24 protein-coding genes are annotated in these 22184 nt (G+C 72.4%); 13 read left to right on the top strand and 11 right to left on the bottom strand.

Annotated features, from left to right (window positions below):
- Positions 1-107 precede the first annotated feature (107 nt).
- The 6 genes from lipB to E1292_RS14475 all read right to left on the bottom strand — a co-directional run bounded on the left by lipB (position 108) and on the right by E1292_RS14475 (position 7123).
- Complete coding sequence (gene lipB / locus E1292_RS14500) at positions 108-800, bottom strand: lipoyl(octanoyl) transferase LipB (RefSeq protein ID WP_132595663.1); 693 nt, start codon at positions 798-800, stop codon at positions 108-110.
- Positions 801-837: 37 nt separating this feature from the next.
- Complete coding sequence (locus tag E1292_RS14495) at positions 838-1575, bottom strand: Type 1 glutamine amidotransferase-like domain-containing protein (protein WP_132595662.1); 738 nt, start codon at positions 1573-1575, stop codon at positions 838-840.
- A 42-nt stretch (positions 1576-1617) separates the two neighbouring features.
- Positions 1618-2511: a TIGR01777 family oxidoreductase gene (locus E1292_RS14490; RefSeq protein ID WP_132595661.1), complete on the bottom strand. Its 894-nt coding sequence runs from the start codon at positions 2509-2511 to the stop codon at positions 1618-1620.
- Positions 2512-2754: 243 nt separating this feature from the next.
- Positions 2755-4200 carry a 2-oxoglutarate dehydrogenase, E2 component, dihydrolipoamide succinyltransferase gene (sucB, locus tag E1292_RS14485; protein WP_132595660.1) on the bottom strand — a complete coding sequence of 482 codons (1446 nt, stop codon included), beginning with the start codon at positions 4198-4200 and terminating at the stop codon, positions 2755-2757.
- A gap of 38 nt (positions 4201-4238) precedes the next feature.
- A complete protein-coding gene (gene lpdA, locus E1292_RS14480; protein WP_132595659.1) occupies positions 4239-5603 on the bottom strand; it encodes a dihydrolipoyl dehydrogenase in 1365 nt (454 codons plus the stop codon).
- Positions 5604-5653: 50 nt separating this feature from the next.
- Positions 5654-7123, bottom strand: a complete 1470-nt coding sequence (locus E1292_RS14475; RefSeq protein ID WP_132595658.1) for a leucyl aminopeptidase — start codon at positions 7121-7123, stop codon at positions 5654-5656.
- A gap of 105 nt (positions 7124-7228) precedes the next feature.
- Between E1292_RS14475 and E1292_RS14470 the strand changes: the two genes are divergently transcribed.
- From E1292_RS14470 to E1292_RS14455, 4 genes are read left to right on the top strand one after another with little or no spacing between them, the layout of a single operon-like run.
- Positions 7229-7576 (top strand): GntR family transcriptional regulator, encoded by a 348-nt coding sequence (locus E1292_RS14470; protein WP_132595657.1) that lies wholly within the window; start codon positions 7229-7231, stop codon positions 7574-7576.
- A complete protein-coding gene (locus E1292_RS14465) occupies positions 7573-7845 on the top strand; it encodes a DUF1648 domain-containing protein (RefSeq protein ID WP_132595656.1) in 273 nt (90 codons plus the stop codon). Before E1292_RS14470 ends, E1292_RS14465 begins: the two co-directional genes overlap by 4 nt.
- Positions 7824-8537 (top strand): DUF1648 domain-containing protein, encoded by a 714-nt coding sequence (locus E1292_RS14460; protein WP_132595655.1) that lies wholly within the window; start codon positions 7824-7826, stop codon positions 8535-8537. Before E1292_RS14465 ends, E1292_RS14460 begins: the two co-directional genes overlap by 22 nt.
- Positions 8534-9484 carry a CPBP family intramembrane glutamic endopeptidase gene (locus E1292_RS14455; RefSeq protein ID WP_132595654.1) on the top strand — a complete coding sequence of 317 codons (951 nt, stop codon included), beginning with the start codon at positions 8534-8536 and terminating at the stop codon, positions 9482-9484. The genes E1292_RS14460 and E1292_RS14455 overlap by 4 nt, the downstream gene beginning before the upstream one ends.
- On the opposite strand, the gene E1292_RS14450 is transcribed toward E1292_RS14455, so the two are convergent.
- Positions 9473-10315 carry an adenosylcobinamide-GDP ribazoletransferase gene (locus tag E1292_RS14450; RefSeq protein WP_132595653.1) on the bottom strand — a complete coding sequence of 281 codons (843 nt, stop codon included), beginning with the start codon at positions 10313-10315 and terminating at the stop codon, positions 9473-9475. The genes E1292_RS14455 and E1292_RS14450 overlap by 12 nt on opposite strands.
- A gap of 104 nt (positions 10316-10419) precedes the next feature.
- Here E1292_RS14450 and E1292_RS14445 point away from each other — a divergent pair, with 104 nt between their 5' ends.
- Complete coding sequence (locus E1292_RS14445; RefSeq protein WP_132595652.1) at positions 10420-11220, top strand: ABC transporter ATP-binding protein; 801 nt, start codon at positions 10420-10422, stop codon at positions 11218-11220.
- A gap of 206 nt (positions 11221-11426) precedes the next feature.
- Here the strand turns inward: E1292_RS14445 and E1292_RS14440 are convergent, their stop codons facing one another.
- The gene (locus E1292_RS14440) at positions 11427-12722 is read right to left on the bottom strand and encodes a bifunctional adenosylcobinamide kinase/adenosylcobinamide-phosphate guanylyltransferase (protein WP_246090114.1); all 1296 of its coding nucleotides are present in this window, start codon (positions 12720-12722) and stop codon (positions 11427-11429) included.
- Between the two features lie 161 nt (positions 12723-12883).
- Positions 12884-13573: an SCO2322 family protein gene (locus E1292_RS14435; protein WP_132595651.1), complete on the bottom strand. Its 690-nt coding sequence runs from the start codon at positions 13571-13573 to the stop codon at positions 12884-12886.
- An 82-nt stretch (positions 13574-13655) separates the two neighbouring features.
- Between E1292_RS14435 and E1292_RS14430 the strand changes: the two genes are divergently transcribed.
- Positions 13656-13862, top strand: a complete 207-nt coding sequence (locus E1292_RS14430) for a hypothetical protein (RefSeq protein WP_132595650.1) — start codon at positions 13656-13658, stop codon at positions 13860-13862.
- Between the two features lie 66 nt (positions 13863-13928).
- On the opposite strand, the gene E1292_RS14425 is transcribed toward E1292_RS14430, so the two are convergent.
- On the bottom strand, positions 13929-14930 hold the full coding sequence (locus E1292_RS14425; RefSeq protein WP_132595649.1) for an aldo/keto reductase family protein: 1002 nt from the start codon (positions 14928-14930) through the stop codon (positions 13929-13931).
- A gap of 57 nt (positions 14931-14987) precedes the next feature.
- Here E1292_RS14425 and E1292_RS14420 point away from each other — a divergent pair, with 57 nt between their 5' ends.
- Positions 14988-16001 carry an SMI1/KNR4 family protein gene (locus E1292_RS14420; RefSeq protein ID WP_132595648.1) on the top strand — a complete coding sequence of 338 codons (1014 nt, stop codon included), beginning with the start codon at positions 14988-14990 and terminating at the stop codon, positions 15999-16001.
- Between the two features lie 45 nt (positions 16002-16046).
- Here the strand turns inward: E1292_RS14420 and E1292_RS14415 are convergent, their stop codons facing one another.
- Positions 16047-16631 (bottom strand): DUF3043 domain-containing protein, encoded by a 585-nt coding sequence (locus tag E1292_RS14415; protein WP_246090113.1) that lies wholly within the window; start codon positions 16629-16631, stop codon positions 16047-16049.
- A 150-nt stretch (positions 16632-16781) separates the two neighbouring features.
- Here E1292_RS14415 and E1292_RS14410 point away from each other — a divergent pair, with 150 nt between their 5' ends.
- From E1292_RS14410 to E1292_RS14385, 6 genes are all read left to right on the top strand, one after another.
- A complete protein-coding gene (locus E1292_RS14410; protein WP_220446822.1) occupies positions 16782-17606 on the top strand; it encodes a PspA/IM30 family protein in 825 nt (274 codons plus the stop codon).
- On the top strand, positions 17603-17881 hold the full coding sequence (gene pspAA / locus E1292_RS14405; RefSeq protein WP_132519798.1) for a PspA-associated protein PspAA: 279 nt from the start codon (positions 17603-17605) through the stop codon (positions 17879-17881). Before E1292_RS14410 ends, pspAA begins: the two co-directional genes overlap by 4 nt.
- A gap of 4 nt (positions 17882-17885) precedes the next feature.
- Entirely contained in the window at positions 17886-18785 is a 900-nt protein-coding gene (htpX, locus tag E1292_RS14400; RefSeq protein ID WP_132595646.1) for a zinc metalloprotease HtpX, read from the top strand.
- Positions 18786-18791: 6 nt separating this feature from the next.
- Positions 18792-19352, top strand: a complete 561-nt coding sequence (pspAB, locus tag E1292_RS14395; RefSeq protein WP_132595645.1) for a PspA-associated protein PspAB — start codon at positions 18792-18794, stop codon at positions 19350-19352.
- A gap of 47 nt (positions 19353-19399) precedes the next feature.
- Positions 19400-21019, top strand: a complete 1620-nt coding sequence (locus tag E1292_RS14390; RefSeq protein ID WP_132595644.1) for an alpha/beta fold hydrolase — start codon at positions 19400-19402, stop codon at positions 21017-21019.
- 137 nt (positions 21020-21156) lie between these two features.
- Positions 21157-22184 (top strand): serine/threonine-protein kinase (locus E1292_RS14385; RefSeq protein WP_165974532.1); only part of this gene is annotated, 1028 nt, incomplete at its 3' end.

Here is a 22184-nt window from a genome sequence, read left to right as displayed (position 1 = left end):
CCCGCTCCGCGGCGGCGTACGGCGGCGGGTGCGCCCCGAGCGCGAGGAGGACGGACGTCACACGCGCAGCACAGGCCGGTTTCCGGCATGGTCAGGTGCCGGTACGGTCACCGGCGGAGGAGATCCTCCTCGTGCAGGTCGTACGGCTCCATGCCGAGCGCTTCGGCCAGCCGCTTCTCCGCGATCGGCATGACCTCCTCGACCACGATGCGACGGCCTGTCTCCGCCGACAGCGAGGAGACGCCCACGCCGGGGATGCCGCACGGCGTGATGCGGTTGAACCAGCGCGGGTCGTTGGCGCAGTTGAGGGCGAAGCCGTGCATGGTGACGCCGCGCGTGACGCGCAACCCGACCGCGCCGAGCTGGCGGTCGGGCAGGCCGAGGCTGGGTTCGCCGGCCGCCCAGACGCCGCCGCGTCCCCGCACGCGCCTGGCCGCGACGCCGAAGTCGGCGCAGATCTGGATCATCACGTCTTCCAGGCGGCAGGCGTAGGCGACCACGTCGGTGATCGCGACGATGGGGTAGGCGACGAGCTGCCCGGGGCCGTGCCAGGTGAGCCGGCCGCCCCGGTCGACGTCGATGACCGGGGTGCCGTCGGCGGGTCGCTCATGCGGGGCGGTGCGCTTGCCCGCGGTGTAGACCGGCGCGTGCTCCAGGAACAGGACGGTGTCGGTCAGCTCGCCGGCGACCCGCTTGTCGTGCACCCAGCGCTGCAGCGACCAGGCCTGCTCGTAGGGGACGTCGACACCAAGGCGGACGATGGCGAGTGCGTGGGGATCGTCCCCGTGGATGGGGCGCATGAGCCTATTGTGCCGTTCCCTTACCTTCGAAGGGTAATCAGGGGGTCAGCAACCGTGGCTCGATCCTGACCTCCTTGACCCCGCTGGCGCCGTCGTGCTCGAGCTTGTAGGCGTAGCCGCCCGGCTCGACGGTCACGGCCTGGATGAACTCGGTGCCCACGTAATGCAGCCCGACGCCCTCGTCGGCGGCGTATCCGCCGGGCAGCTCGCCGTCGGCCACCGACTTCTGCAGCAGCTCGCGGCGCTGCGGGTCGGAGTCGTAGTGGACGCCGCACGAGTAGGGCAGCAGGGCCATGCCCTCGGCCCACACCTGCAGCTCCGGGCCGAAGGAGTCGGTGTTGCCCCCGACGTGCCAGCACAACGCGCCCGCGCTCTGCCCGGACAGCACCACGCCCGCCTGCCACGCCTCGCCGAACGCCTCGTCCAGGCCGTGCAGCCGCCACAACGCCATGAGGTTGGCGACGCTGCCGCCGCTGACGTAGATCATGTCCTGTTCGAGCATCCAGGCCCGGGGATCGGGCACGTTGGGCATCGGGAACACCGTCAGATGGCTCAGCTCGACGTCCCACCCGGCGAAGGCGCCGTACATCTTCAGCAGCCAGTCGCTGGAGTCGCCGAGCGCCGTGGCGACCAGGCCGAGCTTCGGGCGGTCCTGTCCGGTCAGGTCGAGGCCGTAGCGCAGCAGCGGGCTCGCCTCGATGAAGCTGTAGCGGTTGCTCGGGCGGAACGATCCACCGCCGATGGCGAGGATGTGCGACTGTCCTGACCTGCTCATGTCAAGAATCTCCCGACGTGCAGAAAGTAGTGGAACGGCATCCTAGAGTACGGCGCTGAGCGCCTCACCGAGGCTGGTATGCGCGAAGCGGTGGCCGGAGTCGGACAGCTTCGCCGGCAGGACCCGGTGGCCGGGGAGGAGCGCCTCGCGGGCGAACTCACCGAGCCCCGCGGACAGCGCGAACGCCGGCACGGGGAGCGGCATCGTGCTTCTGCGCAGGGCTTTCCCGAGCGTCCTTGTGAACTCGGCGTTGGTGACGGGGGAGGGCGAGGTGAAATTGACCGGGCCCACCATGTCCTGATTTTTCAGGACATGGAGAGCGGCGCCCACCCAGTCGTCCACGCTGATCCACGACCAGTACTGCTTCCCCGACCCGAGCGGCGCCCCCAGCCCCAGCCTGAAGATCGGCAACATCCTTCCCAGCGCCCCGCCCCGGCGGCTCAGCACGAGCCCCGTACGCGCGAACGCGGTCCTGACCCCCGCCTCCCCGGCCCGCTCCGCCTCGCCCTCCCATGCCGCGCACAGGTCCGCCAGGAAACCCTCGCCCCGGCCCTGGCTCTCGTCGATGACCCGATCCCCGGTGTCGCCGTAGAAGTCGACCCCGGACGCCGACAGGAGCACCCTGGGCGGCGCCTCCAACTCCCGCAGGGCGTCGACGAGCACCCGGGTGCCCTCCACCCGGCTGGCGACCAGTTCCCGCTTGTACGCCTCGCTCCACCGCCGGTCGCCGATCGACGCCCCGGCGAGATGGACCACGCCGTCGGCGCCCTCGAGCGCGGCCAGGTCGATCACCTGCTCCCGCGGCTGCCAGTACGCCTCACCGGCTCCGCGGGGCTCCCGGCGTACCAGCCTGACGACCTCCCGGCCCTCGGCCCGCAGCGCCTCGACCAGCGCCGAGCCGAGCAGCCCCGACGCCCCCGTCACGATGATCGCCATCATCCCAATGTACGCCGCGGCCTTGCCGGCGGCGCGCCACCACTTCAGCCGTGTTGCCCCGACCCCGCGCCCGGCACGGGGGCCACGCCGCGCGCCCGTCCCGGGCCGTGCGACGTCGTGCCCGCCGGGGGACGCTGCGTGCGGCCCGCACGGGCCCGGCGTACCGGTCGTCGCGAGGGCAGGGCCTGCACGCGGACGCCGGGCGGCCCGTGAGGACCGCCCGGCGTCACGACAACCCTGCGTCTACGCGAGCCCGAGCTGGGCCTCGAAGCGGCCCTCCTCGAGACGGCGCTTGACCGTCGTCAGGAAGCGCGCCGCGTCGGCGCCGTCCACCAGCCGGTGGTCGTAGGTCAGCGCGAGGTAGACCATCGACCGCACGGAGATGGCCTCGCCCTCAGGCGTGTCGATCACCACGGGCCGCTTCACGACGGCGCCGGTGCCGAGCATGCCCACCTGCGGCTGGTTGAGGATCGGCGTGTCGAACAGGGCGCCCCGGCTGCCGGTGTTGGTCAGCGTGAACGTGCCGCCGGTGATCTCGTCCGGGGTCACCTTGTTGGCGCGCGTGCGCTCGGCCAGGTCGGCCGTCTTGCGGGCGAGCCCGGCGAGGTTGAGGTCGCCGGCGTTCTTGATGACCGCCGCGATCAGGCCGCGCTCGGTGTCGACCGCGATCCCCAGGTGCTCGACGTCGAAGTAGGTGACCTCCATGGTCTCGTTGTTGATGGTCGCATTGAGCTTCGGGTGCTGCTTGAGCGCCTCGATGGCCGCCATCTCGAAGAACGGCATGAACGACAGCTTGACGCCCTCGCGGCGGACGAAGTCGGCCTTCGCCTGCTCGCGCAGCCGCGCGATCTTGGTGACGTCGACCTCGACCACCGTGGTGAGCTGCGCCGCCGTCTGCAGCGACTCGACCAGCCGCTTGGACATCGTCTGGCGCAGGCGCGACATCTTCTCGGTGCGGCCGCGCAGCGTCGTGTCGACCTCCACCGGCTCGGGCGCCGCGGCGGCGGCCGGAGCCTGGGCCGCGGGAGCGGGAGCGGCGGCGGGCTGGGCGGCGGCGGGCGCCTGCGTGGCCTGGGCGGCCTTCTCGCGCTGCGTCTTGGCCGCCTCGAGCACGTCCTGCTTGCGGATGCGGCCGCCGACGCCGGTGCCCGTGATCGAGTCGAGGTCGACCCCGTGCTCGTTGGCGAGCTTGCGCACCAGCGGCGTCACGTAAGGGCTGTCGCCCGACGGGATCGGTGTGGGCTCGGCGGCCGGCGCCTGCCGCTCAGGCGCGGGCGCCTGCGGGGCGGGCTGCGGAGCCGGTGCGGGAGCCGGGGCGGGCTGCGCCGGAGCCGGCTGCGGGATCGAAGAGGCGGGAGGAGCCGGTGCGGGCTCGGGCTCAGGCTCGGGCTGCGGAGCCGGCTCGGCGGCCGGGGCCGCCTCGGGAGCCGACGCGGTGGCGCCCGCCTGGCCGTTCTCGTCGATGACGGCGAGCTCGGCCCCGACCTCGACCGTCTCGTCCTCGGCCACCACGATCTTGGTGAGGACGCCCGCGGACGGCGACGGGATCTCGGTGTCGACCTTGTCGGTCGACACTTCGAGGAGCGGCTCGTCAGCCTCGACGCGCTCGCCCTCCTTCTTCAGCCAACGGGTTACGGTGCCCTCGGTCACGCTCTCGCCGAGCTGGGGCATCTGTACGGAGACCGGCATCGTTATTCTTCTCTCGCGTTCTGATCTCGAGGGCTGGACTAGTTGTGTACGTGCAACGGCTTGCCGGCCAGGGCCAGCATCGCCTCACCGACTGCCTCGGACTGCGTCGGATGTGCGTGGATGAGCTGGGCGACCTCTGCGGGCAGCGCCTCCCAGTTGTAGATCAGCTGGCCCTCCGTGACGAGCTCGCCGATGCGCCTGCCCACCATGTGGACACCGACGACGGGGCCGTCCTTCTGGGCGATGACCTTCACGGCGCCCGAGGTGCCGAGGATCTGGCTCTTGGGGTTGCCCGCCAGGTCGTAGACCTGCTCGACGATCTCGATGCCGCGCTCGGCCGCCTGCGCCGACGTGATCCCGACGGAGGCCACCTCGGGGTCGGAGTAGGTGATGCGCGGCACGCCCGCGTAGTCGATGGGCGGCGGGTTGAGGCCGGCGATGTGCTCGGCCACCATGATCCCCTCCGCGAAGCCGGCGTGCGCGAGCTGCAGCGTCGGGATGAGGTCGCCGATGGCGTAGACGCCCGGCACGGACGTCTGGCAGTGCTCGTCGACCACGACGGCGCCGCGCTCGATGGTGATGCCCTGCTCCTCGAAGCCCATGCCCGAGGAGACGGCGCCGCGGCCGACCGCGACGAGCAGGAGCTCGGCGTCGAGGGTCTTGCCGTTGGCGAGCGTGACGACCACACCGGTTTCCGTGGTCTTGGCGCCGTCGAAGAAGACGCCCAGCTCGTATTTGATGCCGCGGCGGCGGAAGGCCCGCTCCAGCAGCTTGGAGCTGGACTCCTCCTCGGTGGGGAGCAGGTGCAGCAGCGCCTCGACGATCGTGACCTCGGCTCCGAACGAGCGGTAGACGCTGGCCAGCTCGACGCCGATCACGCCGCCGCCCAGCACGATCACCGAGCTCGGCACGTGGTCCATCGTGAGCGTGTGCTCGCTGGTGATGACGCGCTCGCCGTCGATCTCCAGGCCGGGCAGCGTCTTGGGGGCGGAGCCGGTGGCCAGGACGACGTTGCGGCCCTCGTAGACCTCGGAGCCCACCTGGACCCGGCCGGGGCCCGCGAGGCGGCCCTCGCCCTCGACGATCGTCACGCCGGCACCCTTCAGCAGGCCCTGCACGCCCTTCCACGCCCGCGTGACGATCTTGTCCTTGAACGCGTGGACGCCCTGGACGTCGATGCCGTCGAAGCGTGCCTTGACGCCGAAGGACTCGCTCTCGCGGGTCTCGTCGGCGACTTCGGCCGAGTGCAGCAGGGCCTTCGTGGGGATGCATCCCCTGTGGAGGCAGGTGCCGCCGATCTTGTCCTTTTCGATCAGGACGACCGACTTGCCCAGCTCGGCCGCCCGGAGCGCGCAGGCGTAACCGCCGCTGCCGCCACCTAGGACGACGATGTCATAGGCCACAGGAAGGCTCCTTGTCGGGGTGTTGTGATGCCCTCATCTTTTCATTTGTTTCAGATGCTCGCGTGCCGCTCTGCCAGTCCGATGAGCGTGCGGGTGATCGCACCGGTGCCGCCCTTCGGGATGTAACCGTACGGCTCGCCCTTGTTGAACGCGGGGCCCGCCATGTCGATGTGGGCCCAGCGCACTCCTTCCGGCACGAACTCCTTCAGGAAGATGCCCGCCGTCAGCATGCCGCCCCACCGCTCGGGGTGCAGGTTGGCGAGGTCGGCGATCGGTGAGTCGAGTCCCTTGCGCAGCTCCTCGGGCAGCGGCATGCCCCACGCGCCCTCGCCCGCGGCCTTGGCGGCCTCGAGGACGAGATCCCTGACGGCGTCGTCGTTGGCCATGACGCCGGCGGTGCGCCAGCCCAGCGCCACGATCTGCGCGCCGGTGAGGGTGGCGACGTCGACGATCACGTCGGGGTTGTCCTCGGCGGCTCTGGCGATGCCGTCCATGAGCACCAGGCGACCCTCGGCGTCGGTGTCGAGCACCTCGACCGTCTTGCCGCTGTAGCTGTGGATGACGTCGGAGGGGCGCTGCGCGGTGCCGCTGGGCAGGTTTTCCGCCAGGCAGAGGTAGCCGGTCGCGTTGACGGGCAGGCCGAGCCTGGCGATGCCGATCAGCGCGCCGAACACGGCGCCCGCGCCGCCCATGTCGGACTTCATCCAGTCCATGGAGGCCGACGGCTTGAGCGACAGGCCGCCGGAGTCGAACGTGATGCCCTTGCCCACGAACGCCAGCGTCTTGCTCGCCTCGGGATGGGTGTAGGAGAGGCGGACCATGCGCGGCGGGTTGACCGAGCCCTGGCCGACGCCGATGAGGCCGCCGTAGCCGCCGTCCTTGAGCGCCTTCTCGTCGAGGACCTCGACGCGCAGCCCCGCCTTGCCGCCCGCCTGCTCGGCGATCTCGGCGAACTTGGCCGGCCACAGGTCGGAGGGCGGGGTGTTGACCAGGTCGCGCACCAGCGCGACGGACTCGGCCAGCACGCTCGCGCGCTCGGCCACGTCCCCGGGCTGGCCGGAGACCACCGTGAGCTCGGAGACGGGCGCCTTCTGCTCGCCGTCGGTGCGGTAGCGGGAGAACGTGTACGCCCCCAGCAGCGCGCCCAGCGCGACGGCCTCGGCCTCGTCAGGGTCGCCCGCGGGCAGGACGAGCGCGGCGCGCGCGGTGCCGGCCAGTGAGCGCACGGCGACGCCGGCGGCCCGGCGCAGGCCGTCGGCGTCGGGGGAGTCGCCCAGGCCGACCGCGACCAGCAGCGGTGCGGCGGTGGCGCCGAACGTCGGCAGCTTGGCCAGCTCGCCCGCCTTGCCGGTGAAGGCGACGGCTGCGAGGGAGGCGGCGAGCTTGCCGCCGAAGGCCGTGTCGAGGGACTCGTCGCCCGTCACGGGCCGGGGGCCGTCGGGGCCGGACCTGAAGCCGACGATCAGGGCGTCGGTGTCGAAGGAGACGGGATCTGCTGAGTTCAGCCGCACAGTGGTCACGTAAACCGATGCTATCCACGGTTTCTCGGTACTCACAAACAGGGGTTCATCCTACCAATGGCACCGCGCCCGTTCGTGTGACATGGTGCTAGTGTCATTGGCATCATGCTGCTGACGCTCGATCTGAATGACGCCAGGCCCCTGCACGAGCAGGTGGCCGGCGCCATCCGGCGCGCCATCGGGGAGGGCTCCTATCGCCCGGGCGACCGGCTGCCGCCGGCCCGCGACCTCGCCCAGGCGCTGGGCATCAACCCCAACACCGTGCTGCGCGCGCTGCGCGACCTGCGGGACGAGGGCCTGCTGGAGTTCAGGAGAGGCCGGGGGGTCAGCGTCGCGGGCCGCGCCGACGGGCGCGCCCTGCTGGTGCAGCGGGCGCGTGAGCTGCTGGAGGACGCCAGGAAGCACGGCTACGGCCGTGACGACCTCATCGCCATCTTGGAGGAGCTGCCATGAATCCCCGAGCCATCGCCACGGCCTGGGGCCTGCCGGTCACCGCCGCGTTCGTCCTGGTCCCCCTGGCGGTGCGCGACCGGCTGCCCGAACCGATGGCCACGCACTGGGGGCACGACGGCAGGGCGGACGGGTCGATGCCGTTCACCGGATTCGTCGCGATGGGGCTGCTGCTCTGGGGGGTGCCCTGGGTGGTCCTGCTGGTCGTGAGCGGACGGGCGCACGTGCGCAGGACCGGCAGGATGTACTGGTGGGGCACCTCGGCTTCATGAGCGTGTTCGCGGCCGGCATAAGCCTCAGCACGCTGGACGCGAACCTCGACGCGCCCGTCTGGACGTCGGCCCGGCTGCCGTCCTGGCACCTCATCGCCGTCCTCGCCGGAACCGCCGCCGTGGCCGTGACGGCCGGCTACCTCGGCAGGGGTGAGCCCGACCAGCCGCCTTCCGCCGACGCGCGCCCGCCGCTGTTGCGGCTCAAGGAGGGAGAGCGCACGGTCTGGGTCAGCCGCGTCACCAACCCGTGGCTGGCCGCGGGAGCCGCGGCCGCGGGCGCCGGCGTGTGCGTGCTGATCGTGCTGCGTTTCATCGGGTCCGGAACGGGCGCCGTCCCGGGCGTCACGCTGCCCGTGCTCGTCCTCGTGCTCGTCCTGGGGCTGCTGTCCGCCTCGGTCTCCGTCAGGGTGAGCGGCGACGGGGTGGCGATCGGGTTCGGGCCGTTCGGCTGGCCGGTGCGCAGGATCCGGCTGCCGAAGATCGACCTGGCGCTGTCGGAGACCCGCCATCCGAGCCAGGTCGGCGGCTGGGGCTTCCGCGGGCTCCCCGGCAGCGCCACCATCATGTTGCGCGGCGGGGATTGCCTGATCATCAGGTACCGTTCCGGCGGTCAGCTCGCGATCAGCATCGACGACGCCGCACGCGGCGCATCCCTCATCAACGCCCTCATCGCCGAGCGAGTGGAGCAATGAACAGACCTCTCCCCATCTTCGTCGTCCTCGCCTTCGGGCTGTCCTGGGCGGCCGCGCTGCCCCTGTGGCTCGGCGGAGGGCTCGGCTCGCCGCTGCTGCCCCTGCTGGCCTCGGTCATGATGTTCACGCCCACCGCGGCGGTGCTCGGCGTGTGGGCCGTCACGCGCGCGCCCGCCAAGGACTGGGCCCGCCGGACCGGGCTCACGCTCGGCGAGCGCGGGAAGCGCACCGGGCTGATCGTGCTGGCCGCCTGGCTCGGGGTGCCCCTGCTGGCGTTCCTCGCGATGGGGCTCAGCGCCGCCGTCGGACTGGTCGCGCTCGACCTCGACCGGCTCAGCCTGCTCAGGGCGGCCCTGCAGGCCCGCGGCATGGAGATCCCCGGCGACCTCGGCACGGTCGCGGCGCTGCAGATCGTGGTGGCGATCGTCGCCGGCCCCCTGCTCAACGCGATCCCCGCGCTGGGGGAGGAGTGGGGCTGGCGCGGCTGGCTGCTGCCCCGCCTCACCTCCGCGAACGGCATGCTCGCCGGCCTGCTGCTCTCCGGCGCGATCTGGGGCGTCTGGCACGCCCCGCTCACCCTGCTCGGCTACAACTACCCCAGCCTGGGCTCGTGGGCGGCGCTGGTCTTCATCGGCTTCTGCGTGCTGGCCGGGGTGCTGATCGGCTGGCTGCGGCTGCGCACGGGCAGCGTGTGGCCCGCGGTCGTGGCCCATGGCTCGCTCAACGCGGTCGTCCCGCCCGTCCTGCTGCTCGGCGACGCCGCCGCGCCCCCCAACGAACTCCTGGTCGGGCTGACCGGCCTGGTCGGCTGGGTCGTGCTGGCACTGGCCGGCGCGGCACTGCTCCGCTTCTTCCCGGTACGCCAGGAGCAGGCGGGCCGCACGCCGCCCGCCGCCGCCGAGCCGCAGACCTCGCCGAGCAGCGCACAGCACGACTCAGCCGAGTAGCGCGCACACCACCAGCGTCGTGGCTGTAGCGGTCTCCACGAGGGCGCCGAGCACGTCGCCGGTGATCCCGCCGAGTCGCCGCCTGGCGTGCCGGAGCAGCAGCAGGGCGGCGCCGAGCCCGGCGAGCAGGCCGACCGGCAACACACCCGCGCCCGCCGCCTGTCCTGCGCCTGGCGCCCAGAATTCGGCGGCGGTGAGGGCGTCGCCGGAGAGCGGCCCGAGGGAGGGAGCCGCCAGGCCGAGCGCGGCGGCGGCGAGCAGCGCGGCCACGGTGACGAGCCACGGGACGAGCGGGCGTACCGTGCCCGCGACCATCGCGCCGAGCCCGCCGGGCCGGGCGGCGGGCACGCCCTCCCGGCAGGCCCACACCAGCGCCAGCCGTCCCGTCGCGCAGGCGGTCACGAGGGCCGCGTAGCCGGCGTCGGCGGCCGCGACCACCTGGATGAGCAGCGTGAACACCAGCGCCACTACCCCGAACGGCCCTATATCCGACTTTTTCATGACGTCGAGCGCCTGAGCCGCCGGCCTGCCGCTGCCCAGCCCGTCGGCGAGATCGGCGAGCCCGTCCAGGTGCAACCCCCGGGTCAGTACGGCCAGCGACCCCGCCGCCAGCGCCGCCCCGAGCAGCGGCGGCCCGTGCAGCAGCGGGACCAGCGGCAACGGCAGCCCGGCGACGAGCCCGAGCACCAGCCCGACAGCCGGCGCCAGCACCATCGCCCGCCCTGCGACCTCCCGGTCCACCCGCTCCACGCGCACGGGGAAGACGGTCAGCGTGCCGGTCGAGAACCGCCAGCCGTCCGCGAGTAGCCGAACCCTGACAAACCTGCTCACCCGACCGCCGCCCTCTCCTCGTGCCTGGCCGAGACCGTGGCGCCAGTACGCGTTCGTATTTCACATCGGTAACGGACGATCCCGGTGCCCACTAGTCTGTCGGGATGCACGTGCTTGAACTCGAAGGCGTAGGCGTCCGCGTTGTCGGCAAGGCGCTGCTCGACGGCATCGACTGGCAGGTCGGCTACGGCGACCACTGGGCCGTGCTCGGCCCCAACGGCGCGGGCAAGACGACGCTCCTCTCGCTGGCCGGCGCCGTACGGCATCCCAGCGAGGGCACGGTCAAGGTGCTCGGCCACCCGCTCGGCCGGGTCGACGTGCGAGAGCTGCGCCGTCACATCGGCCTGGTCGCCTCCAGCCAGCGGCTGATCGACGAGGAGCTGATGGAGCAGGAGGGCGCGACCGCGCACACCGTGGTGCTCACCGGTCACACAGGGACGAGCGTCCCGCTGTGGGACAAGTACGGCGAGGTCGAGCGTGACCGGGCCCACCGGTTGCTCGCGGACCTGGGCTGCAAGGAGCTGGCGGAGCGGCCGTTCCGCGTGTGCTCGCAGGGGGAGCGGGCGAGGATCCGGGTGGCCAGGGCGCTCATGGCCGACCCGGCGGTGCTGCTGCTCGACGAGCCGTTCGCGGGGCTCGACCTGCCCGCCAGGGAAGACCTCATCACCGCCGTCGAGGACCTCGCCACCACCAGGCCCGTGCTCACCACCGTGACGGTGACGCACCACCTGGAGGAGGTGCCCGCGACGACCACCCACGCGATGCTGATGCGCGACGCCGGAGTGCTCGCGGTCGGCCCGGCGGACGACGTGCTCACCCCCGCCAACCTCTCCGACTGCTTCGGCCGCTCCCTGCACGTGGACCGCGTGGACGGCCGCTGGTACGCCCGCGCCGCACGCCCCTGACCCCGCCTCCGGCATCTCCCGCCTGGCACCCCCCTCTGACACCGTCCCTTCTTGTTGACGACGCTTCCTCCTGACGCCTCTGATGCCGCTCGCCCTCGCAGGCGCTCACGCCGGTGTTCCCCGATACGTTCGCGTGGGGCCCGTGTCGGTCGTTCCACCCGCCCTCCGTGTCGGTGGTCCCGCCCGTGACGGCGTCCATGTCGCCGTCAGAGCTCCAGCGGCCGCCCGGCGACCACCAGGGCCACATGCTCGGACTCGGCGGCCAGGCGCTCGTTCAACCGCCCCAGCACGTCCCTGAAGGCCCGCCCGGCGGCCGTGGCGGGCACCACGCCCAGCCCCACCTCGTCGGACACCGCCACGATCCGTTCCGGGGCCTGCCGCCACGCCGCCACGAGGTCGTCGCAGCGCGCGATCACCGGCACGCGGTCGCCCTCCCAGGCTCCGTGCTCGTCGAAGACCGCCGCCACCCAGGTCCCCAGCCCGTCGATCAGCAGCGGTGTGGTGGCGCGCCTGATGGCCGTGGCCAGGTCGGTGGTCTCGGCGGTGGCCCAGTGCGCGGGTCGCCGCGCCCGGTGCGCCCGCACCCGTTCCGCCCACTCGCCGTCTTCTCCGCCGACCGGGCCGGTGGCGACATAGGTGACGTACGGCTCCGCCGCCAGCCGCAGCTCCGCCTCCGCCGACTTGCCCGACCGTGACCCGCCCAGCAACAACGTCCGCCGCGGCTGGCCCATCCGGCCGCTCGCCCGTTCAGGTACGGAGCCGCTCGCCCGCTTGCCGGCGGAGGTGCTCGCCTGCTCGTCTGCGGAGCCGTTCGCCCGCTCAGGCACGGAGCAGCACGCCCGCCTGTCCGCGGAGCCGCTCGGCTGAGGGTTCGCGGGGTCGCTTCGCGGGCCGCTCGACGGACGGCACGCCAGTTCGGTGCCGTCAGGGACGGCGATCGCTCCCCACAGCCGCAGGCGCCTGGCCAGTTCCTCCTCCGACCGAACCCGGTGATCGAGCCCGACGGCCACCACCAGGGTCGCCTCGTCGGCCAGCCCCGCGCGCCGCAGCTCGCCGAGCCGCTCCGGCCGGTCCAGCAGGTCGACCAGCACGACGTCGTAGCGCGCGGGCCCGTCCGCCGGGGGCGTTCGTCCCGCCGGCAGGTGGAGGAGCGCCGAGCCGTCGGGGCCCGCCAGCCCCAGACCGCCCGCGAGGGGCCGGTAGCCGTCGGGCGGGCCGGTGAAGGGGTAGCGGACCACGCCGTCCACGACCAGCTCGAACGGGCGGCGATGGCCGACAGGCAACCCGGCACACGAGGCGCACCCGCAGCCGGGCTCGGGCCAGCCGGCGCCGCCCGCTGTGCCGTTGATGAGGAGCTTCACCGCGCCGAGCGTACAAAGTCGCATGCGATCCCGCCCGCCCGGGTGCGCGACCTTCGCCGCCACGGGGGCGTCCACCCGGTGAGGGCCGCGCTCCCGCCACCGGCGGCGCGACACCCACGTGCCCGCTTCGTCCGGATCCACCCGCCGCGACCTGGAATGCGGCCGGCGGGCCAGCCCCTGGGGCGCGGTGCCAGGGCACGGTGCCAGGGCACGGTGCCAGGGCACGGTGCCAGGGCACGGTGCCGGGGCGCGGTGCCAGGGCGGGGTGCCAGGGCGCAAGGGCGGTGGTCGAGTCGGCGGGGTCAGCGGCCGGTCTTCACCGTGGTGCGGCGGCGGGTGGCCACCAGGGCGCCGCCTCCGAGCAGGGCCAGCACGCCCGCCCCACCCGCGATCAACGTGACCGGCACCCCGCCCTCGGAGGCGGCGGCAGGGGCGGCGGTGCCGAGCGCCGAGCCGCCCTTCTCCCTGCCCGGATAGTCGTCGACCGCGACGACGTCACCGCCCGTGTTCACCCGGACCCTGGCCACGGAGGCGAGGAGCCGGGCGGTGGTGGCGGACTCGGCGCCCGCGACGCACGTGGCCGCCGGTTCGGCGGGCGGCCGTTCGCCGGGGTAGGCGTCGGAGCGGGCCTCGCCGAAGTCCACCGCCAGGACCACGCGCTTGTGCCCGGACGCGGCGGTGTCCTTGCCGCACACGGCCTGGAAAGAGGGCAGCTCCCCGCCGGGGGGCTCGCCCGCCGTCCCGTCCGGCGCGACCGAGAAGCGCCAGCCGATGACGGAGCCGTCCGGCGGCGAGTCGCCGGGCGCGGCCGCCAGCCAGGCGGTGCCGTCGCTCTGCCAGACGCTCCATCCGCGCGCGGCGCCGGGGTCGGCGGCGCCCGGCACGGGGTCTCCGGGGGAGACGGGCGGTGCGGCGAGGGCGGAGCAGGGGAGGGAGACTAAGGTGGCCGCCCCGAGGGCGACTCCGGCCGCAACACGAAACGCGCGCAGCATCGATGGACCTCCAAGCTCGGGAGTAGGGTTCCAGTGCCTGCGGAGGGTGCGCCGGCGAACCCGCGGAAAAGGAGCGTATGGCATGACATGGCGTTGGCGTTATGAAAACGCAAATGGTGGTGAGGTAACAAATCGTCCTTTGCCGCGAGAGGTTTTTCCGAGCCAGGCGGACGCGGAGTCGTGGCTCGGCGAGAACTGGCGTGACCTGCTCGAATCCGGGGTGGAGCAGGTGGCCCTGCTCGAGGAGGACCGCGTCGAATACGCGGGAATGTCATTGCGTCCGGAGTGAATGACAGAAACGACAAAAACCCCTTGAGCGCATTCGTGGCTCAAGGGGTTTTTGCTGTTTCTGTGGTTACGGGCGGGTGCGAGGGCTCTCGGTCTTCGAGGGGTCGCGCTCGACGATGGGGCCGAGCACGTCGTCGATCCGCCGCAGCACGTCCGCATCCAGCTTGACGCCCGACGCCCGCACGTTGTCACGCACCTGCTCGGGGCGGCTGGCGCCGATGATGGCGCTGGAGACGTTCGGGTTCTGCAGGACCCAGGCGATGGCCAGCTGCGCCATGCTGAGCCCCAGGTCCGCGGCGATGGGCTTGAGCTCCTGTACGCGGGTCAGCACGTCGTCCCTCATCCACCGGGCGATCATGTTGCTGCCGCCGCTCTTGTCGGTCGCCCGCGAGCCCTCCGGGGGCTGCCCGCCCGGGAGGTATTTCCCGGTGAGCACGCCCTGGGCGATCGGCGACCAGACGATCTGGCCGATGCCCTCCTTCTCGCTCAGCGGCACGACCTCGGACTCGATGACCCGCCACAACATGGAGTATTGGGGCTGGCTCGACACGATCCGGTCGAAGCCCATCTCGTCAGCGATCTTGAGGGCCTGGGCGATCTGCTCGGCCGTCCACTCGCTGACGCCGATGTAGAGGACCTTGCCCTGGCGTACGAGGTCGTCAAAGGTCTTGAGCGTCTCCTCGAGCGGGGTCTCGTAGTCGAAGCGGTGGGCCTGGTAGAGGTCGACGTAGTCGGTCTGCAGGCGCCGCAGCGAAGCGTGGATCGACTCGGTGAGGTGCTTGCGCGACAGGCCGCGGTCGTTCCTGCCGGGTCCGGTCGGCCAGTAGACCTTGGTGAAGATCTCCAACGACTCCCTGCGTACGTCCTTGAGCGCCCTGCCGAGCACCTCCTCGGCCTTCGTCGCCGCGTACACGTCGGCCGTGTCGAACGTCGTGATGCCCTCGTCGAGTGCCGCCTGCACGCACTGCTTGGCGGCGTCCTCCTCTACCTGGGAGCCGTGGGTGAGCCAGTTGCCGTAGCTGATCTCGCTGACCATGAGGCCGCTGCGACCGAGGTGTCGGAATTCCATGCACTCGACCTTAATCCCGGCGCGTGGCGTGATCCGTTTCGGGATAGGGTGCGCGACGTGCTGAAGCTCGTACGGCTGGCGCTGACGGCCGCCGTCGTGACCGCCATCGTGGTCCGGCTGCGCCGCCGCGCCCGCATGCCGGAGACACCATCCCCGCCCCCGCCGCAGCCGCCGGTGGGAAAGGCCGGGATGGGCCTGGTGTGGGCCGGCATCGCGGCGATCGTGGCGGTCACCCTGGTGGCCGCGCTGGTCCCCACGAGGGCGCATGAGGCGGCCTCGGCCCGGGCGCGGGCGTACCAGGCCGAACAGGACGCCCTCACCGCCGCGCTGATGTCCGGGGACGACGCTCAACCCGCGACACCGCTCCCCACCGGTCCCGCCGTCACGGCGTTCCCCACGCCGTCCCCGACCGGCCCGCCGGCGCCGGTTGCCGACCCCGACTGCGCGCCCGAGCCGCGCCGGGTGCGGGTGCGGCCGATCGATCCGAAGGTCAAGCGGGCCGTGGACCGCCAGTGGCGGCGGATCGAGCGGTGGCTGGAGGCGAACGCGCCGCGCACCTACAAGACGCTCGGGGCGCCCGGCAGGGCCCGCACGATCGCGATCGCCGAAGCCCAGATGGGTGTGGACTTCCCCGACGACCTGCGCGCCTCGCTCCTGCGCCACAACGGCTCGCGAGGAGCGCGGGCGTTCGGTTTCGGGTTCTGGTGGGACGGCGCCCCCATCCTCGGCATCCGCCAGATCAGGGACGCCTGGCGGTCGGAGTGCTCCTGGAACCGCACCGACCTGGGCTCCGATCCGGCGATCGAGGACTGGAACGGCCGCATGATCCCGTTCGTCCTCTTCGAGGAGCGCAACAGCGGGGACGGCGTGTACGCCGTGGTCGATTCCGTGGAGGGCACCGTCGGGTGGGACGACACGGTCTCCGGCATGGGGCCCAGGCTGCCGTCCTACTACGCGCTGATGCGGGCCGTCGCCGACGCCCTGGAGCAGGGCGAGGCGATCGACGGCCGGCGGCCCGCGGTCAGAGGAGGCGTGCTGCGCTGGGACAACGTCGAGTACGGCAACCCATAATTTTCCCGATTTGTCGGAATCTCCCCGAAAATCGGGAAAACTTGGTTATCGCTTGGGTGGTACCGGCTTGCCGCCCGGCAGAACCTGCGGCGGGGGGAACCGCAGCTTGCGGATCTGCAGCGCCCGCATGGCCGCGTAGAAGCCCACGCCCCTGAGGCTCTCGTCGGGCATCTTCTCCGCCACCTGCCGCTTCACCTTCCAGGCGACATAGATGGAGGTGAACAGCACGCCGATCATCATGATCGGCCAGCCGACCGCGATGACGAGGTTGAGCACCTGCGCGCGGATCTCCATGGGCCAGGGAATCCACGTCGCCAGCAGGATCAGTAGCGAGAACGGCAGAAAATACTGGCTCGGCAGGCGGCGGGAGTCGACCCAGTCGCGCGCGAACTTGCGCGCGGGGCCCTTGTCTCTCGCTGGGAAATAACGCTCGTCACCGGCGAGCATGCCCCTGCGGGCCTTTTCACGCTCGGCGGCCTGCTTGGACCGCATCTGCCGATAGGCCTCTTTGCGGTCTTTGGGCGCGGAGACCGGCTGACGCCGTTTGCCTTCGGCATCCCGGCGCTTGGGTGTGGGACGACCTTTGCCCTGGGGCTTAGGATCGTCAGTGGGGGCGGGGGTATCGTCCACGGAGGTTTGGGAACGGCGTCGCAACACGACGTCAACCCTACCTGGACTGCAACTTAGTGACGCCCTCGCGCGTTATGCGTAGGGTAATCCCAAGGCGGCTGCGCTGCATTGGGAACACCAGCACGACCTAGAAGGGGACGGCCGACGCGCATGAGCGTGATGAAGAGACTTTCGATGATCTTCAAGTCCAAGGCCAACAGGGCTTTGGACAAGATGGAGGATCCGCGCGAGACCCTCGACTACTCCTATCAGCGGCAGCTGGAGTTGCTGCAGAAGGTGCGCAGGGGCGTGGCCGACGTCGCCACGTCACGCAAGAGGGTGGAGCTGCAGATCACCGGCCTGGAGAAGCAGGCCCAGCGTTACGAGGAGCAGGGCCGCAAGGCGCTGTCCGTGGGGCGCGAAGACCTCGCCCGCGAGGCGCTGCAGCGCAGGTCCAATCTGCAGACGCAGATGGCCGACCTGAAGGTGCAGCACGACAACCTGCAGGCCGAGGAGGAGAAGCTGACCACGGCTTCCCAGCGGCTGCAGTCCAAGGTCGACTCCTTCCGCACGAAGAAGGAGACGATCAAGGCCACCTACACCGCCGCCGAGGCGCAGACGCGCATCAACGAGGCGTTCTCCGGCATCTCCGAGGAGATGGGCGACGTCGGCCTGGCGATCCAGCGCGCCGAGGACAAGACGGCCTCGATGCAGGCCCGCGCGGGCGCCATCGACGAGCTGCTGGCCAGCGGCGCGCTCGACGACTACAGCGGCACCAAGGCCGACGACATCCAGGCCGAGCTCGACCGCATGGGCGGCGGCATGGACGTCGAGCTGGAGCTGGCCAGGATGAAGTCCGAGCTGGGCCAGGGCCCGGCGCCGCAGGGCGCCATCGAGCAGGGCCAGCCGCAGCAGCAGCCCCAGCAGGCCCCGCAGCAGGCCCAGCAGCAGCCCGGCCAGACCCAGCAGCTGCGGCAGCCAGGGGAGGGCGCATGATTGTCAGGATCATGGGCGAGGGCCAGGTGGAGATCTCCGCCGACGACATCTCGGTCCTCAACGAGCTCGACACCGAGCTGGAGGCGGCCATCGACGCGGGCGACGAGAAGTCCTTCCGCGTCAAGCTGCACGCACTGCTCGACAAGGTGCGCCACGTGGGCAAGGCGCTCCCCGACGACAGCCTTGAGCCGTCAGAGCTGATCCTTCCCCCCGCGGACGCCTCGATCGAGGAGGTCCGGGAGATGCTGGGCGACCAAGGCCTCATCCCGGGCTGAGCCCGTGCGCACGCGGTTCGCGTCCGACCGCGGCCTGACCAGCCGCATGGTCGTGACGATGTTCCTGCTCGGGCTGCTCTACGTGGTGTTCGTCGGCGTCCTGATCGCCTTGGGCGTGCGGGCGCTGACCGTGCTGGTGCTGGCAGGGGGTCTGCTGGTCGTGCAGTATTTCCTGTCCGACCGCATCGCGCTGTTCGCGATGGGAGGGCGGGAGGTCTCGCCGCAGGAGGCCCCCGAGTTGCACGGCCTGATCGACCGGCTGTGCGCCCTGGCCGACATGCCCAAACCGCGGGTGGCGATCGCGGAGTCCGACGTCCCCAACGCGTTCGCCACCGGCCGCAACCAGAAGAACGCCGTCGTCTGCGTGACGACGGGCATCCTGCGGCGACTCGAGCCGCAGGAACTCGAAGGCGTGCTCGCGCACGAGCTCTCCCACGTCGCGCACCGCGACGTGGCCGTCATGACGATCGCCTCGTTCCTCGGCATCGTGGCGGGCCTCATGACCAGGTTCGCCCTCTACACCGGGCTCGGCGGCCGCCGCAACGGCGGCCAGGGCGGCGTGCCGATCGGGCTGATCATCGTTCTGGTCTCCGTCATCGTGTACGCCATCAGCTTCCTGCTCACCCGCGCCCTGTCGCGCTACCGGGAGCTGGCCGCCGACCGCGCGGGCGCGCTCCTCACCCAGAGGCCGTCGGCCCTGGCCAGCGCGCTGGTCAAGATCACCGGAGACATGGCCAGGATCCCCACCCGCGACCTGCGCGAGGCCGAGCCGTTCAACGCCTTCTACTTCGCCCCGGCGCTGGCCCCCGGTGAGACGCTCGCGAACCTGTTCTCCACGCACCCGCGGCTCGAGCGGCGCCTGGAGCAGCTGACGAACATCTCCCAGCAGCTCGGAAGGGGCTGAACCCGCATGGGCTGGCTCGATGCGCTGCTCGGCCGGTCGAAGCCGGTCAAGCCCAATCTCGACGCGCTGTTCGCGCTGCCGTCCGCGGCCGTGACGCTGCAGGCCGCGACCGGGCTCACGCCCACGGGCCTCGGCTCGGTGGCGTTCAGGGCCGCTGAGGGAGGCGCGTTCGCCACGCTCGAACGCGACGTCAAGGCACTGCTGGGCGAGCGCGTCGAGGAGTCCGACGACGGTTACGGCTACACCTGGCTGCTGGTGCGCCGCGCGCCCGACGCGCTCAGCGACCTGGTCACCGAGCTGCACGCGGTCAACTCGTCGCTGGAGTCGGCCGGGTTCGGGCCCTCGTTGTTGTGCTCGCTGGTGTCGTTCGCCGCCCCGGACGACGGGCGCCGGCTGGCGGTCGTCTACCTGTACAAGCGGGGCACGTTCTACCCGTTCGCGCCGCTGCCCGGGCAGCGGCGCGACAACGCGCTCGAACTCCAGGCCAGAGGTGTGCTGGAGGGTGAGCTGCCGCTGGAGAAGGACCTCAGCAGGTGGTTCCCCGTCTGGGGTGCGCCCGGCCTCTGACGGGGGCCCTTCTGAGGGATTATCACCCACAGTGATCTAATGTTCACGTGGAGCGAAGATTGGTGGTGCTCGCGGCATCCGCGCTCATCGTGGCGGCGGTGCTGGGCAGCGCGTGGATCACCGGCCAGTTCACCACGCCGGCGGTCGACAGGGCCCACGGGTACGTCAGCGAGCTGGCCGCCCGCGACCAGCCGTGGACACGCCTGTTCCGGGTCAGCGACGGGCTGGCCGGACTGGCGTGCGTGTCCGGCGTGCTGCTCCTGCCGAGGGCTGCGCGCGAGTGGCCGGGCTGGCTGGCGGTGGCCGCGTTCGGGCTGTTCACCTTCGCCTCAGGAGTGTTCCCCCTCGACTGCGCGGCGCTGAGCGACCCGGCCTGCGGGCTGCGGGAGCCGTCCTGGTCGCACCGGGTGCACTCACTGGCGGCGGCGCTCTCCACGGTCTTCGGGCTGGCGGCGATGGTGCTGCTCGGCGCGCGGTGGCGGTCGTGGGTGTCGTGGCTGCTCACCTGGCTCAGCGTGGCCGCCACGCTGCTCACGGTGGGCGCGCTCGCGGCCGGGCAGGGCGTGGGGATCGCGCACCGGGCCCAGCTGGCGATGTTCGCGGTCTGGCTCGTGTACGCGGCCCTGCACCTGCTCGTGTCGGACGACCACCAGGCGCCGGTCCCCGACCTGATACCCGCCCCCGTCACGCGGGCCCGCGAAGGACGGCCCGCGACGGCCCGAACGCACGCCGCCCCGAGCCCAGCACCCGGCATCGCGGCCCGCGTGCCGTCGGACGGGGACCTCGGCGAGGTGCTGGCCGCGGGCCCCGGCATGGCGCTGAACGCGGGCCCCGGCGTCGCCCTCGGCGCGGTGGCGGGCGCGCCACCCGGCATGAGGGCGCCCGGCAGGAGGCCGGACTTCGGAGCGGTGGACGGGTACGGGCCGCCCCACGTGGTCGAGCAGGGGACCGGGCCCGCGGTGCTCATCACGGCGGGCGCCGCGGGCGCCTGGTTCCACTGGGACGCGGTGGCCGCGGAGCTCGTGAGGCGCCACCGCGTCATCCGCTTCGACCGCCCGGGGCTCGGCCTCAGCCCTCGCTCACCGGCCCCGCCCACCCTGTACGCCGAGGTCGCCAGGCTGGCCGCGCTGGCCCCGGCTCACCCCGAGCGGGTGACGGTCGTCGCCCACGGCGTGGCGTGCTGGCACGCGGAGGCGTTCGCCAGGCTGCACCCGCTCTGCGTGGCGGGGCTCGTCCTGGTGGCCCCGGCCTGCGCCAGGGAGCGGCGGCCGCTCGCGCTGGCCAGGTCCGCGGGCCGGTGGCTGCCCGCTCTGGGCGGCACGTGGGGGGCGACCGCGCTGGCCCGCCTGATCGGCCCCCCGGCGCACCGGCTGTTCGCGGGCTGCTCCGACCCCGCGGGCGTCTACAGCATGGGCAAGGTGCCGGCCGCCGTCGTGGGGGAGTGGCTGGCCCGCCGCGACATGGCGGCCGACCTGCACCGGCTCAGGCAGGAGAAGCCGGTCCCCGGCGTGGCGGTCACCGTGATCAGCACGGGTGAGCGGGACGCCTGCCAGGAGCGGCTCGCGCGGGACCTGGCGGCCGAGCTCGTACGCCTGCCGGCCGTCGGCCGCCAGGTGCCGCTCGAAGCCCCGGAGGCGATCGTGGACGCCGTCTCGGGCGTCCGTTGAGGTGCTCCCGTGAACGGGTGACGGGGAGCCGCGAAACCCACCAGAATGGCGGGAAAGACGCCATATTGTGGGGGTAGTACATGCCGGACCTCGCGGCTCCGAGGCCAGGGGATCCCGCGTCCGTGGGGGCGTACACGGTGACCGGACGCCTGGGCGAGGGCGGGCAGGGCATCGTCTACCTGGCCACGGCGCCGGACGGCACTAGGGTCGCGCTCAAGCTCCTGCGCGCCGACCTGGCGGGTGACCGCGAGGCGTCGGAGCGGTTCGTCCGCGAGGTGGCGATGGCCCGGCGGGTGGCGCCGTTCTGCACGGCCCAGGTCATCGAGACGGGTTTGTTCGGCGGCCGGCCGTACATCGTGAGCGAGTTCATCGACGGCCCCACGCTCGCCGAGGTCGTGCGCGCGCAGGGGCCGCGCGAGGGCGCCTCCCTGCACCGGCTGGCCATCGGCACCGTCACGGCCCTGGTGGCGATCCACCAGGCGGGCATCGTGCACCGCGACTTCAAACCGTCGAACGTGGTGCTGGCCTCCGACGGCCCGCGGGTGATCGACTTCGGCATCGCCAAGGCGCTCGACCTCACCTCGACGCTCACCGGCGCCGTGGTCGGCACGCCCGCGTTCATGGCGCCCGAGCAGCTGTCCGGGTCGAGCCCGGGGCCGAAGTCGGACATGTTCGCGTGGGCGTGCACGCTGCTGTACGCCGCGTCGGGGCAGCCGCCGTTCGGGCAGGACAGCCTGCCCGCCGTGATCAACCGAATCATGCACACCGAGCCGGACGCCGGCGCCGTCCGGGATCCCGCGCTGCGCGCCCTGGTGACGGACTGCCTGGCCAAGGACCCCGACCGGCGGCCGGCCGCGAACGACGCCCTGATGCGCCTGCTCGGCCACGCCCCGGCTCCGCGGCCCGCGTACGAGCAGCCAGGCCTCCTCCAGCAGGGCAGCGCGGCGGCCGCCTCCCGCGCACAGGCGGCGTACCGCTCGACGGCCGCCCATCCGCCCACCCGGCCGGGGCGGAGACGGGCGACCGGCTGGATCGTCGCCGGGAGCGTCGCGGGCGCGCTCGTCCTCGCCGCGGCCGGCACCTTGGTCGCCGTGCGCCTCGGCGACCTGCGGGGCCGCACGGCGTCCCCCACGCCCACCGTCGCCATGTCCGTCTCGCCCTGTCT

Origin of the sequence: Nonomuraea deserti (assembly GCF_004348685.1) — a bacterium.
GTDB lineage: Bacteria > Actinomycetota > Actinomycetes > Streptosporangiales > Streptosporangiaceae > Nonomuraea > Nonomuraea deserti.
Note: the sequence above shows the minus strand (reverse complement) of the source record. Positions and strands in the feature narration are given on the sequence as shown.